This window comes from Arthrobacter globiformis, assembly GCF_003261175.1.
Lineage (GTDB): Bacteria > Actinomycetota > Actinomycetes > Actinomycetales > Micrococcaceae > Arthrobacter > Arthrobacter globiformis_A.
In genome coordinates this window covers 1-13,209 of record NZ_QLNP01000066.1, presented here as the reverse complement: position 1 = coordinate 13,209, position 13,209 = coordinate 1, and the positions used below count along the sequence as shown (strand labels likewise).

Sequence of the window (13,209 nt, the reverse complement as noted above, 5' to 3'; positions counted from 1 at the left end):
GTGGTCAAAGGATGTCCGGGGCGTGCGGTCACGGGCCCAGAATCCTCGAAAGATAGCGGGCCACCGCGCGCACGGCGGCCATGGTGGTGGGATAGTCCATCCGGGTAGGGCCCAGGATGCCCACCTTGGCGCTGGCGTCGGGGCCGTAGCCCGTGGCCACGACCGACGCCTCGGCCAGCCCGTCGTAGGGGTTTTCCCGGCCGATGCTGACGGCCACGCCGCGCGGGTCCTGCGCCATGTCGCTCAGGAGCCGCAGCATCACCACCTGCTCCTCAAGGGCCTCAAGGACAGGTCCGATGCTCAGCGGGAAGTCCACGTTGGACCGCGCCAGGTTGGCCGTTCCGGCCAGGACCATGCGGTCTTCCCGGCTGTTGTGGGCGAGGCCCTCCAGTCCCTTGCCCAGGGCCGTGGCTACGGGGCGCTCGGCGGGCGTGCAGCCGGCCACGACGGCGGCCAGGTGCTGGGGAAGGATGGCCACCGGCGTTCCGGCCACACCGGTCAGGAACCGGGTGCGCAGGGCGGCCAGCGTCTCGTCTGACAGGTCCTGTCCGGCGTCGACGACGCGCTGGTCCACTTTGCCGGAGTCGGCGATCAGCACGATCAGCACCTTCCGCGGCGCCAGCAGCACGAATTCAATGTGCCGGACCACGGCCCGGCTCAGGTGCGGGTACTGCACGACGGCGACCTGGTTGGTCAGCTGGGACAGGAGCCGCGCCGTCCGGTCCAGGACGTCGTCGAGGTCCTCGGACCCCTCGAGCAGGGTCTGGATGGCGCGCTTCTCCGCCGGCGAGAGCGGCTTGACCGCCGAGATCTGGTCGACGAACAGGCGGTAACCCTTGTCCGTGGGAATCCTCCCTGCACTGGTGTGCGGGGCCGTGATGAGGCCCTCGTCCTCCAGAGCCGCCATGTCGTTGCGGATGGTGGCGCTGGAAACGCCCAGATGGTGCCGTTCCACCAGGGCCTTGGAGCCGACAGGCTCGCGGGAATGGACATAGTCCTCCACGATGGCGCGCAGCACCTCAAGCTTCCGTGGTTCGCTCACAGTCCACCTCCTTTTGGCCGTAACCGCGCCGGGCGTTTTTCCCGCCCGTCAACGCTGTCGTTAGCACTCGACATGCCTAAGTGCTAACAAGTCTAATATGAGTCGCCCCGTTGTTAGCATTGGTACCGCTCCGGGCGAAATTCCGGGCGCCTGTCCCCCGGCGGCATGCCCGCGGCCGGAGCGGCTCCTTCCTAGTGCAGAGCGGTGAACGAAATGCAGTACCAGACCTGGGGCCCGCAGGACATGACAACGCCCGCCAAAAAGAGCCTGCCCGAGGTCCCCGTGGAGCGCGGCATGGTGCTCGAGGACGTCCAGTCGGGCTGGGTGGGCGCAGTGACCCGGGTGGAGAAATCCGGCGGCATGCACATCGTGGCGCTCGAAGACCGCCGCGGAAAGTCCCGGTCCTTCAAGCTGGGCTTCGGATTCCTCCTGGACGGCCAGCCGATCCGCCTGATGCCTCCGGCGCCCAAGGCGAAGCCCGCAGGATCGGGCACGGCCGGACGGACGGCGTCGGGTTCGGTGCGGGTGGAAGGGCAGCGCGCCCAGGTGGCCAAGGCCAGCCGGATCTGGGTCGAAGGCAAGCACGATGCGGAACTCGTGGAAAAAGTCTGGGGCGACGACCTCCGGGTGGAGGGCATCGTCGTCGAGCCCCTGCACGGCATCGATGACCTGGCTGCGGCCGTTGCCTCCTTCCGCCCCGGCCCCGGCCGCAGGCTGGGCGTCCTGGTGGACCATCTGGTCCCGAATTCCAAGGAATCCAGGATCGCCGACGCCGTGATGGCGTCCCCCGGCGCGGCCGGGAACGTGCTGATCGTGGGACACCCGTACGTCGACGTGTGGCAGGCGATCCGCCCGTCAGTGCTGGGCATTCCACAGTGGCCAGTGGTGCCGCGCGGCACGGACTGGAAGACCGGCATCCTCACCGCCTTCGGCTGGCCGCACGAGACCAAGGAGGACATCGGCCTCGGCTGGCAGAAACTCCTCGGCGCCGTGCGCACCTACGCCGACCTTGAGCCTGCCCTGCTGGGCCGGGTGGAAGAGGTCATCGATTTCCTAACAGTGCCCTAATTTCCATAGCTACGCTCCCCGCGATTCGGCGTTCCGCCCGCTATTGCCCCTACGGGCCGGTATCCTTGGTACGGCGGCACCGCACCGCGGCCCGGCGCCAAGGCACTATCGCACCAACGCAAGCTTAAGGAAGACACCGTGGCACAAGACGCTCGCGACCGCAGGGACACACAGTCCGGCCAGGACCTGCCCCAGTACCATGGCGTTCCGGCCAATGCGCTTCCGCTGACCGCCAGCGAGGACCGGCAGTGGGCCACCCTGGCGCACTTCGGCGGCATTCTCGGCTGTGTTCCGGCCCTGCTGATTTACCTCATCTTCCGCGACCGCGGCCCGTTCACGGCGCAGGAGTCCAAGGAAGCCCTCAACTTCACGCTGCCGCCGACGATTGCGGCCTTCGTGGCCAACCTCCTAGTGCTGCTTCCGGTCGTCGGCAACCTGTTCGCCGTCCTGGCCACTCTCATCTGGATTGCGCTGACCTGCTTCGCAGTGTCCGCCGGAGTCCACGTCAACAAGGGCCAGCCGCACCGGTACCCGTACAACCTCCGCTGGATCAAGTAGCGAATGTGCGTTGGGCCCACGCCCGCAGGGTTCCCTGGCCGAGCTTGCGAGGTTAGGGTGCGGGTGGGGACTTACAGCCCAATATCCTTGGCGGATTGGGCTGCAAGTGACCTCGCGTTGCTTTATCTGTTGTCGCGGCTAGTCCGGCAGGATCCTGCGGACCACGGCATCCGCCAGCAGCCGGCCCTTCAGAGTAAGGACCAGGCGGCCTCGGAACGCCTCCTCCGGCATCACGAGGCCGTCGGCGATCAGCCCGGCCACGGCGTTCCTGCCGGCCGGCGAGAGGGCAGCGGTTTCGAGCCCCGCGGAAAGCCGGGCTTCCAGCATGACCTTTTCGACGCCCCGGGTTTCGGCGTCGAGCGTTTCGCGTCCTGCCGCCGGCGAGACGCCTGAGCCGAGCCGTCCGGCATAGGCGGTGGGATGCTTGACGTTCCACCAGCGCACCCCGCCCACGTGCGAGTGCGCGCCAGGGCCGATGCCCCACCAATCGTCCCCGCGCCAGTAAGCGAGGTTGTGGCGGCACGCCTGCTCCGGCGTCGCGGACCAGTTGCTGACCTCGTACCAGTGCAGGCCGGCATCGGAGATCATCTTGTCGGCGAGTTCGTACTTGTCGGCATGGTCGTCGTCGTCGATTTCCGGAACTTCACCGCGGCGGATCTGGGCGGCGAGCTTGGTGCCGTCCTCAATGATCAGCGCGTAGGCGCTGATGTGGTCCGGCTGGTACGACAGGGCGGTCTCGAGCGAAAAGCGCCAGTCCTCGAGGGACTCCCCCGGTGTTCCATAGATCAGGTCCAGGCTGACGGCCAGCCCGGCGTCGCGCGCCCACTGCACCACGAGCGGAACACGGCTCGGGGTGTGGGTGCGGTCGAGGACCTTCAGTACATGGGGCACGGCGGACTGCATGCCGAAGGAGACCCGGGTGAAGCCCGCGTCGGCAAGCAGTTGCAGGGATTCCGGCGTGACGGAGTCCGGGTTGGCCTCAGTGGTCACCTCGGCGCCGGGTTCGATCCCCCACGTGTCTATGGCGGCACGGAGGATTCTGGCCAGGTCCTCGGCGGGCAGGAGCGTGGGCGTGCCGCCGCCGAAAAACACGGTGCTCAGCTTGCGGGCGGGCACCCCCGACTGCTCAAGGACCCGCGCGGCCAAGTCCACTTCCGAGATGGCGGTGGAGGCGTACGCGTCCTGGGACGCGCCGCCGCCGAGCTCGGTTGCGGTGTAGGTGTTGAAGTCGCAGTAACCGCAGCGGACCGCGCAGAACGGGATGTGCACGTATAGTCCGAAGGCCCGGGCGCCTGCACCGTCCGCCGCCTGTGGCGGCAGCAGGCCGTCCGACGGCGCGGGGTCGCCCAGGGGAAGAACGCTAGGCACGGGTGCGGCCTCCGGAAGTTCCGGCCACGGTCATCACTACTTCTTGGCCTTGTCCTTGGATTCGTCAGTGGTCAGGGCTGCGATGAAGGCTTCCTGCGGCACTTCCACGCGCCCCACCATCTTCATGCGCTTCTTGCCTTCCTTCTGCTTTTCCAGCAGTTTGCGCTTACGGGAAATGTCGCCGCCGTAGCACTTGGCGAGAACGTCCTTGCGGATGGCGCGGATGGACTCACGGGCGATGATCCGGGACCCGATGGCCGCCTGGATCGGCACTTCGAACTGCTGGCGCGGAATAAGCTCGCGCAGCTTGCCGGTCATCATCACGCCGTAGGCGTAAGCCTTGTCCTTGTGGGTGATGGCGCTGAAGGCGTCCACCTGCTCGCCCTGGAGCAGGATGTCCACCTTGACCAGGTCGGCGACCTGTTCGCCGTCGGCCTTCCAGTCCAGTGAGGCGTAGCCGCGCGTCTTGGACTTGAGCAGGTCGAAGAAGTCGAAGACGATCTCGGCCAGCGGCATCCAGTACCGCAGCTCCACCCGGTCCTCGGACAGGTAGTCCATACCGCGCATGACGCCGCGGCGGCCCTGGCAGAGCTCCATGATGGCGCCGACGAACTCGTTGGGGGCGAGGATTGTCGCGGCCACCATGGGCTCGCGGACCTCGTTGATCTTCCCGGAGGGGAACTCGCTCGGGTTCGTCACAGTGATCACGTTCTTGTCCTCGAGCGTGACCTCGTAGACCACGTTGGGGGCGGTGGAGATCAGGTCCAGGTTGAATTCGCGTTCAAGCCGCTCCCGGACGATCTCCAGGTGCAGGAGGCCCAAGAAGCCCACCCGGAAGCCGAAGCCGAGGGCCGCGGAGGTTTCCGGTTCATAGATCAGGGCCGCGTCGTTCAGCTTGAGCTTGTCCAGGGCGTCACGCAGCACCGGGTAGTCGGTGCCGTCCAGCGGGTAGAGGCCTGAGAAGACCATCGGCTTGGGATCCGCGTAGCCGCTCAGTGATTCCGCGGCAGGCTTGGCGAGGTTGGTGACGGTGTCGCCCACCTTCGACTGGCGGACGTCCTTCACGCCGGTGATGAGGTAGCCCACCTCGCCGACGCCGAGACCCTTGGAGGGTGTCGGCTCCGGGGAGCTGACGCCGATTTCCAGGAGCTCGTGGCTGGCCTTGGTGGACATCATCTGGATGCGCTCACGCGGGTGCAGCATGCCGTCCACCACACGGACGTAGGTGACCACGCCGCGGTAGGTGTCGTAGACGGAGTCGAAAATCATGGCCCGGGCAGGCGCGTCGGGGTTGCCGACGGGTGCGGGCAGGTCGCGCACGATCTTGTCCAGCAGCGCTTCCACGCCGACGCCGGTCTTGCCGGAGACCAGCAGCACGTCTTCGGGATCGCCGCCGATCAGGCTGGCCAGCTCGGCCGCGTACTTCTCCGGCTGGGCGGCCGGCAGGTCGATCTTGTTCAGGACAGGGATGATGGTGAGGTCGTTTTCCATCGCCAGATACAGGTTCGCCAGCGTCTGGGCCTCGATGCCCTGCGCGGCGTCCACCAGCAGAACGGCACCTTCGCAGGCTGCGAGGGAACGCGACACCTCGTAGGTGAAGTCCACGTGGCCCGGGGTGTCGATCATGTTCAGGGCGTAGCTCACGCCGTCGAATTCCCAGGGCATGCGGACAGCCTGCGACTTGATGGTGATGCCGCGCTCGCGTTCGATGTCCATGCGGTCCAGGTACTGGGCCTTCATGTCGCGTGCCTGCACCACTCCGGTGGACTGCAGCATGCGGTCGGCCAGGGTGGACTTACCGTGGTCAATGTGCGCGATGATGCAGAAATTCCGAATAATGGCCGGATCTGTCGCGGCGGGCACCGGGGCGGTGCGGGCCATGGGAGACACGCAGGGTCCTTACTGTTGGCATTTCAGCGGCGTTGCTCAGGCTGAACTCTGGCCATCCTGCTGCCTGCCGCATATCTGAACCTCTAGTCTCCCACGTCCCGGGCGTGGGCAGTACATTTTGCGCCGCCCTCGCACCCTGAGGTCCGGCAACCCCGAAAGCGGCGCGGGTAGGCGCGGGTAGGGTGGCGGCATGGCTTTGAACTTCTCCTCCATCAGCGGCGCCGTCCGCGCATCGCTCCGTTTCCTCGGCGTGCTGAGGCAACCGGCGGTCCGAACGCCGGCGCCCGCGCGGGGCAGGTCCGGAAACGCGCCGCGGCTCGCGGCCGGCGTCACAGGTACTTACCCGGGCGACTTCACCGGGACGGCGACGCTGCAGTACTCCCCCTCCCCGGACGGGCGCCCGGACCCCGGCGAGATCGTGTGGACGTGGGTTCCCTTCGAAGAGGACCATTCGCGGGGCAAGGACCGGCCGGTTCTCCTGGTTGGCAGCCACGGGAGGTACCTGCTGGGTCTGATGCTGACAAGCAAGGAACACGACGGCCACCCCCGCGGCCGCCGTGACTACGTGGATATCGGCACAGGGACGTGGGACAGGCAGGGCCGCCCCAGCGAGGCAAAGCTGGACCGCGTCCTGCAGATCCATCCGGCCGACATCCGGCGCGAGGGGTCGGTGCTGGACCGGAAGAAGTTCAGGCTGGTGGCCGACGAGTTGCGTCGGCTGCACGGCTGGACATGACTGCGGCGCGCCGTCCGCACCCGGAATGGCCACACGTGGCCCCGGCCTGCTAATATTTATAGCTGTGTGTCCGTGCAGGTCGACGGTCACTGATGGCTGGCCGCCATAGGTATCCCCACGCCGCTCAGTCAAGGCCAGCTTGAAAGCCCTCTAGACCATTTCCGCATTACAAAGAGAGTTCACACGTGGCAAATATCAAGTCCCAGAAGAAGCGCATCCTGACCAACGAAAAGGCTCGCCTGCGCAACAACGCAGTCAAGTCCGAGCTGAAGACGGCCATCCGCGCCGTCAACACCGCTGTTGAGTCCTCCGACAAGGACGCTGCTACTACTGCGCTCGTTTCTGCCAGCCGTAAGCTGGACAAGGCTGTCAGCAAGGGTGTTCTGCACAAGAACAACGCTGCAAACCGCAAGTCGGCGATCTCCAAGAAGGTCAACGCACTCTAAGGTTTTCCAGTTCAACTGAACTGATGCTTGTGGCCGGCACCATTGGTGCCGGCCACTTCTCTTTTAACTTCCGACGCCGGGACTTCCGACGGCGCGACTCGACTTCCGGCCCCCGGGGCCGGCTGCTGAGGCTGACCGCTTCTCCTGACCACTCCTGTCTGGATCAAGTCAGTCTTGACCACCGACCGGACCCGTCGGTGCGCCAGTCCGAGGGCGCGGCGCCCGGCGTGAGGACGTCGTTGAGCCAGTAGGTCTCGTCGGGATTCCAGCCCGCCAGCACCGTCCGCTCAAGCACTGCAACTGACGATCCGGCGGACGGCCGCGCGGCCACCCCGCGCCCGGCGGTCGTGAGGTATCCCCAGAGGGTGAGATGGACGCCGTCGTAATCGGCAGCAACAGCAGACCAATCCGGAACCAGCCAGGAACCGGCGATCCCTGTGGTCCGCCACCAGCCGTGGCGTTTGGAGAGGCTGACGTCCAGTGGATACCGAGCCGCCAGCGCGGCCCACGCCGCCGGGCCATCGATTTCGTAGAGGCGGGCGTCCGGCCGCGGGACGAGCGGCCAGACGGTTGCCTGCTTCCATCCGAGGCTGTCCTCGACCAACAGGAGACCAATGGCGCCGAGATCCGGCAGGCTTCTGGAGGTGCTGAGCAGCTCGGATGGTCTAGGCGTGGACCACCACCAGCCGCCCCAGTTCGCGGCGGGGCTGTCCGGCCGTTTGGCAGCCTGGCGTTCGTCGGCGAGGGCGGCCACCTTCCAATTGGCCAGCATGCTGGCTGCCCCGTCTGGAACCGGCGGCTGACCTTTTCGTTCGTCAGTCCACTGCACGAAGCACTGGCGGTCCCGGTCCAGGAACCCGGGGCCCCACCACACGGCTAGGGCATCAGCCAGGGCAAGGGCGACCGGGCCCAAAGCCAACCGGATGGCGGGCTGTGCGAGGAGGGCGTCGGTTTCATCAGGCGGCTGCCAGTACCGCGCGGTGTCGGCCGCCTCGGTAAGGCCTGCCAGCAGCGCCTGGCCACTAGCTGATTCAGCAGCCGATACGGTCGCCGGACTGCGGAGCGCCTCGGTCAGTTCACTGGCAAGCCCATGATCCTGGGGAGATGACGCCGCTCTGGCAGCCAGGGTCCCAATTTCCGGTTGTGTTGCCGTGAGAACGCCCAGGCAGAACTGGCGCCCTCGCGGACCGCTCAACAGATCACCAGTCACACCGCACCCCCTTGACCCCGAGCCTACAAGCTCAGCCCGGTCTACAGGCTGGTGCGGGCCTGCAAAGCCACGGAAGCGCTAACGGCCGCGGGCCGCGGAAGCAATGACCGTGACTGCGTGTTCGACCGCGTAAACCGGATCACGGGAAAGTCCTTTGACCTGGGCATCGGCTTCGGCAGTGACCTGGATAGACCGGGCCAGGCCCTCCGGCGTCCACCGCCGGACGTCGCGCTGCGCCTGCTCCACCAGCCACGGCTGCATGCCCAGCTGCTTGGCGATCTGTGCCGATGATCCTTTGGCGCCGGCGACCTTGGCGACGGTCCGCAGCTTGGCTGCCAGGGCCGCCACCAGCGGTACCGGATCGGCGCCCGTTGCCAGCGCGTGCCGGAGTGTGGACAGGGCAACAGGACCATTGCCTGCCATGGCGGCGTCGGCCACCTTGAACGCCGTGGCCTCCACCCTTCCGCCGTAGTAGCGGTCGACCATGTCAGCATCGACGGCAGTGGAGGCGTCGGCAATGAGCTGGCTGCACGCGGCGGCCAGTTCAGACAGGTTGGCGCCGACGGCATTGACAAGCGACTGGACTGCCTCCGGGGTGATCCGCCTGCCGCCAGCCTTGAACTCCGCCGTGACAAAGGCGGTCTTTTCCGCATCCTTCTTCATCGGCTGGCAGTCGACGCTCGGCCAACCCCCGGCCTTCACGGCATCGAGGAGCTTCTTCCCGCGGGTTCCGCCTGCGTGCCGGAGCACGAGGACAGCGTCCTGTTCCACGTGCTTGAGGTACCTCAAAGCATCCGTCAGGAAGGCATCGTTCATCGATTCGAGGCCGTCCACCTCGATCAGCTTGTTCTCACCGAACAGTGACGGGCTGACATTCATGGCCAGTGCCCCGGCCTCGTACACGCCGGCGCCGAGCCTGGTGACTTCCACGTCAGGTGAGGCCGCCCGTACCTGTGTCCGGACACGGTCCATCGCCCGGATGCCGAGGTACTCCTCGGGACCCGTGATCAGGACGACGGCCGCAGGGGTTACGTCCCGCCAGGTCGCCGAGTTGGCTGCCGGCGTCTTCGGTCGTTGCTGGGCAGCGGCCACTGGTGATTCCTCCCGGAGTTCAGATTGCAGACTCTAAGTCTCCCATGGTCGCGCGGGCCGCCGCGGCGAGACGATGCTACCGGCAGCAGGTCAAGGAGGCGGACGGTGCCGGCGTGCGCCGTCAAGACCATCTGGACGGTCCGGGCGGGATGAGCAGCCGTCCACACGGCGAGCAAAGTCACAGCGGAGAACAGCAGCATGGTCAGCAACCCGAACACGCCCTCCGGCCAGGGCGGCGCGGAACCCGGAAGACCAGCCATGAACCGCGCGATGGCTGCCACACCACCGGCAAAGAACCCGGCCACGCCGATCAGTGCCGCCGCCAGCCATGGCACGAGGGGCAGGAGCGCCACGGCCGCGGTGCCCAGGATGGTGACGGGTGCCACGAGTGGGGCAACAAGCACGTTGGCCAGCAGCGAGTAGGTGGCAAATTGTGGCTGCAGCACCACAATGACGGGGCCGCACAGCACTTGGGCCGACAGGGGAACAGCAACAGCTGCCGCCGCCCAGCGCGGTACGCTCGGCGGGAACCAGCCCATGATGCGGCGGCCCAGCACAATGATCCCGAGGGTGGCCAGGACCGAGAGCAGGAAGCCAAAGCTGACACCCAGTTCCGGCGCCACAAGCAGCAACGCAATCACGGCCAGGCATAGGAAGCTCAATCCGCGGCCGGCCCGGCCGCCTGCCAGGGATGCCAAAGCAATCGCACCCATCAGCGATGCCCTGAGCACGCTCGCGTCGGGACCAACCATGAGGACGAACAAGCCGAGGCCTGCGAGGGCGATGGCTGCGGCCGGAAGTCTGGCCAGGCGCAACGAGCGTGCCGCCAACAGCAGAGCGCCGAGTATCAGGCTGCAGTTGGCGCCGGACACGGCTGTCAGGTGAGTCAGGCCCACGCTTTTCATGGCCGTCTCGAGCTCCTCGCTCAGGCCGCCGGTGTCGCCCGTGACCATGCCCGGGAGGAGGCCCCTCGCGTCGGGGGCCAGCCACGCAGCGGCTGAGGCGAACCGTTTGCCCAAGGCGGCAGGCGCCTGCTGCCAATTTTCTGATGCTGCGAGCTGGACGGGCGGTGATGACGCCGTCAGGATCGCCGCCTCCACCCGGCCCGGGTCCGGAGGCCGGAGCTTTCCGCTGACCCGGAGCAACTGGCCGGTGCCGGTGTGCTGCCACTCCTGGCCGCCGATGATGACCACCGGCAGATGCGCGTGCATCACCTGGCCGCCGGACGTCAGGGTCCGGACCGCCGCGGCCACCGACCAGCGTTCGGCGCGCCCGGAGGGGCCGGGCGTCTTGAGGGCACGGGGCGCCCCGGTGATTTCGGCTTCCGCCACCGCTGATGCACCCGCGGCGATGAGTTCTGACACCTGCTCGTCGTGGCGCTGGGACGACGACACAGCCGAATGGGCAGTCGATGCCGCGGCAAGCATGAGTGCTGCCGTCAGGGTGGTCAGGAAACTGCGCCGCCAGCGTCCTGCGGTTTTCTTCCTCCGCAGAAGCGCGGCGAGCAGCACTCCGGCGGACGCGGCGAGGCTGCCCCACACAATCAGGAGGATGCCCGGCGTCAGCCACGGCCCGGCGACGGTGGCTGCCCACACCAGCAGTGCGGCCGGGGCAAGGCGAAGGTCGGTCCGGCGCCGGTTCGGTTCGGTTGCGGCCACGTCCTGTCCGTCCGGCAGCAGACGACGGCGGATGTCAGCGCGCACCTTCCGGCTGAGGGCACTCGCGGGACGGGGCCAGTCCGGAGGCTGTGACGGCAGGGAATCAGCAGCGGGGGAATCGCCGGAGAGATTTCCACCCTGTGTGGAGTCGAGCCTTGGGAAATCCACGGCCGCCTGGACATAGCGCTGCCACCGGCTGGGCACGCGTTCGTTCCTGCTATCCATGTCAGACGGTCACCAGCGGAAGCAACGTTTCCAGCATTTTGGGGCCGACTCCGTCGACGGCGTCCAGTTCCTCCGGTGACTTGAAGGGGCCCTGCTGCGTGCGCCAGTCGACGATGCGCTGGGCCAGCACCGGGCCGACCCTCGGCAGCTCACCGAGTTCTTCCACGGTGGCGGTGTTGAGGTTAATCTTGCCGCCGGCACCGCCGCCCGCAGGCCCTCCGGTTCCATCGGCTTCGGCAGCGCCCGCTCCTAACGCTCCGGATTTGTCCGCTTGCGCGGCACCGGACGTGCCATCCGATGCTGGCTCGCCGCGGCCCGGTACATAGATTTTCTGGCCGTCTTCCAGTGGCGAGGCGAGGTTGAGTCGGTCGAGATCGCCCTCGGGGCTGGCGCCCCCGGCGGCGGCGACGGCCTCATGTAGCCTGCTTCCCCGCGGTAGCCGGACCACACCGGCCTTCTTCACCGCTCCGGCGACGTGCACTACGACGATCCCGGCCGCCGACCCGCTTCCGTCTTTGCCGTCAGCGGCCTTCCGGTCACTGTCCGGTCCACTGTTAACGGTGCCGTCATGGTCCGGGCTGCTGCTCTCCGGGTCGTTGCCCTCCGGACCGTGTGTGCTGGCAACCGTTTTTCCCGCAGAGTCGTGGGTGACTGAGCTGAGCGGAAGGACAACAGGACCGTTGGCGGCCACCTGCCACCAAAGGAAGGCTCCGGTAATCAGCGACAGCACGCACATCAATGCCGCGGCACGGATGCCCAGGCGCCAGCGGAACCTCGGTTCGGCCACTTCGCCGGACACCGCAGACCCGGTGGAACCGGCCTGCCGGCCGTAGGCGAAGCCGCCTCCCGTTCCCGTCTCCAGTAGCCCCGCGCGGTCACCGCCCGGCAACAGATCCTTCTCTTCATCGCAGGGAAGGCCGGGCTTGGCCGGCGGCCCGAGCGTGGCTGCCAGCCGTCTGGCCGCCCGCCCATCTGTTGCCCTCTCCCCCACGGAGCCACGTCGCGCGGAGCGCCCCGCGCCTGGGCGCCCCTCACCAAGGCGCGCCTGAGCGCTGGCTGAGGCTCCAGCGGTCCGGCGTGACATATCCACCACGGTAGGAAAGGGCCAGCCTTCCCGACAGTCCCGTCATGCCCTATGTGGATTGCGCCATGCGGATAGCGCCACTACCGCTGGTAGGTGATGTAGGCCTCGTATTGCACGCGCCACTTCTCCGGCTCCTTGGGATCGGGGACTGTGGTGGTGAGGAACTGGACGCTGGTCACCTGCCCTTTCAGGTACTTCATCCATTTCGTGACTTCCTCGGCCACATCCCGGTCCAACTGGGCGACGTGGTGGACTTGCATGGACATGGGAGCCTCCTTGCTCGGTGGGGAGACTGTACTACCGGCGGGCAGGCTCTGCTAGCCATGACAAGTGGGCAGCTGTGGGTGCCCCAACGGCCGCGGGGTGCAGCCAGGCGTGTTCCTACGCTGCTGTGGATGATGCCCAGTGGGGCCAGGGATCCAGAGGCAGTGGTGGTTCAGGGCCGTCGACAGACATCGGGCAGCCGACCCCGTCGAGGTCCTCGAGGGCATCCAAAGGTCCGGGCCCTGAAAAGTCGTCGAACCATTCAAAGCTATCGGGTTCCTCGGGCCAGTTCGGTGGATCGGGTCGCTCCGGTGGCTCTGGCCAGTCCTCACCGGGTGATGGGTCTCGCCAGTTCTGGGCGGGTGGTGGTTCTGGCCAGGTGGGTGGTTCCCAGTCCTGGTACTCGGCCTGGTAGGACCGGCCCGTCGGCGAGATCCAGCCGGGCGGGGCGTCCCGGGTAGCGCCGACCGGTTGCCAGGCCGTGGCGTGTTTCAGCCGGTGGTGTTTGGGGCAGGGTTGGCCGAGGTTGGCGACGCCTGTGCCGCCGCCGTCGGCCCAGGCGAGGATG

12 protein-coding genes and 1 pseudogene are annotated in these 13,209 nt (G+C 67.3%); 4 read left to right on the top strand and 9 right to left on the bottom strand.

Annotated features, from left to right (window positions below):
* Positions 1-28: 28 nt before the first annotated feature.
* Positions 29-1,042, bottom strand: a complete 1,014-nt coding sequence (gene hrcA, locus DBZ45_RS08080) for a heat-inducible transcriptional repressor HrcA (protein WP_111903418.1) — start codon at positions 1,040-1,042, stop codon at positions 29-31.
* 213 nt (positions 1,043-1,255) lie between these two features.
* Between hrcA and DBZ45_RS08075 the strand changes: the two genes are divergently transcribed.
* Both DBZ45_RS08075 and DBZ45_RS08070 read left to right on the top strand, forming a co-directional pair.
* A complete protein-coding gene (locus DBZ45_RS08075; protein WP_111903446.1) occupies positions 1,256-2,110 on the top strand; it encodes a DUF3097 domain-containing protein in 855 nt (284 codons plus the stop codon).
* Between the two features lie 138 nt (positions 2,111-2,248).
* Positions 2,249-2,668, top strand: coding sequence for a DUF4870 domain-containing protein (locus DBZ45_RS08070; RefSeq protein ID WP_111903417.1), 420 nt, complete (start codon positions 2,249-2,251; stop codon positions 2,666-2,668).
* 138 nt (positions 2,669-2,806) lie between these two features.
* Here the strand turns inward: DBZ45_RS08070 and hemW are convergent, their stop codons facing one another.
* Positions 2,807-4,036, bottom strand: a complete 1,230-nt coding sequence (hemW, locus tag DBZ45_RS08065; protein WP_111903416.1) for a radical SAM family heme chaperone HemW — start codon at positions 4,034-4,036, stop codon at positions 2,807-2,809.
* 36 nt (positions 4,037-4,072) lie between these two features.
* On the bottom strand, positions 4,073-5,926 hold the full coding sequence (gene lepA, locus DBZ45_RS08060) for a translation elongation factor 4 (RefSeq protein ID WP_190243060.1): 1,854 nt from the start codon (positions 5,924-5,926) through the stop codon (positions 4,073-4,075).
* A 190-nt stretch (positions 5,927-6,116) separates the two neighbouring features.
* Between lepA and DBZ45_RS08055 the strand changes: the two genes are divergently transcribed.
* Both DBZ45_RS08055 and rpsT read left to right on the top strand, forming a co-directional pair.
* Entirely contained in the window at positions 6,117-6,662 is a 546-nt protein-coding gene (locus DBZ45_RS08055) for a type II toxin-antitoxin system PemK/MazF family toxin (RefSeq protein ID WP_111903414.1), read from the top strand.
* A gap of 185 nt (positions 6,663-6,847) precedes the next feature.
* Positions 6,848-7,108, top strand: a complete 261-nt coding sequence (gene rpsT, locus DBZ45_RS08050; RefSeq protein WP_111903413.1) for a 30S ribosomal protein S20 — start codon at positions 6,848-6,850, stop codon at positions 7,106-7,108.
* Positions 7,109-7,271: 163 nt separating this feature from the next.
* Here rpsT and DBZ45_RS08045 read toward each other — a convergent pair whose 3' ends face one another.
* The 6 genes and pseudogenes from DBZ45_RS08045 to DBZ45_RS23180 all read right to left on the bottom strand — a co-directional run.
* Positions 7,272-8,318, bottom strand: a complete 1,047-nt coding sequence (locus tag DBZ45_RS08045; RefSeq protein WP_146617464.1) for a hypothetical protein — start codon at positions 8,316-8,318, stop codon at positions 7,272-7,274.
* Positions 8,319-8,396: 78 nt separating this feature from the next.
* Positions 8,397-9,410, bottom strand: a complete 1,014-nt coding sequence (holA, locus tag DBZ45_RS08040) for a DNA polymerase III subunit delta (protein WP_111903411.1) — start codon at positions 9,408-9,410, stop codon at positions 8,397-8,399.
* Positions 9,347-11,293, bottom strand: coding sequence for a ComEC/Rec2 family competence protein (locus DBZ45_RS08035; RefSeq protein ID WP_111903410.1), 1,947 nt, complete (start codon positions 11,291-11,293; stop codon positions 9,347-9,349). The genes holA and DBZ45_RS08035 overlap by 64 nt, the downstream gene beginning before the upstream one ends.
* A gap of 1 nt (position 11,294) precedes the next feature.
* Positions 11,295-12,284, bottom strand: a complete 990-nt coding sequence (locus DBZ45_RS08030) for a ComEA family DNA-binding protein (RefSeq protein ID WP_223256983.1) — start codon at positions 12,282-12,284, stop codon at positions 11,295-11,297.
* Between the two features lie 173 nt (positions 12,285-12,457).
* Positions 12,458-12,643, bottom strand: coding sequence for a hypothetical protein (locus DBZ45_RS08025; protein WP_111903408.1), 186 nt, complete (start codon positions 12,641-12,643; stop codon positions 12,458-12,460).
* A gap of 115 nt (positions 12,644-12,758) precedes the next feature.
* Positions 12,759-13,209: pseudogene (locus DBZ45_RS23180) on the bottom strand (HNH endonuclease signature motif containing protein); the annotation flags it as partial.

Bases quoted from the DNA above. Each gene is read 5' to 3' on its own strand.
- DBZ45_RS08035 (WP_111903410.1), bottom strand. From the start codon at position 11,293: ATGGATAGCAGGAACGAACGCGTGCCCAGCCGGTGGCAGCGCTATGTC.
- DBZ45_RS08055 (WP_111903414.1), top strand. From the start codon at position 6,117: ATGGCTTTGAACTTCTCCTCCATCAGCGGCGCCGTCCGCGCATCGCTC.
- DBZ45_RS08025 (WP_111903408.1), bottom strand. From the start codon at position 12,643: ATGTCCATGCAAGTCCACCACGTCGCCCAGTTGGACCGGGATGTGGCC.
- DBZ45_RS08075 (WP_111903446.1), top strand. From the start codon at position 1,256: ATGCAGTACCAGACCTGGGGCCCGCAGGACATGACAACGCCCGCCAAA.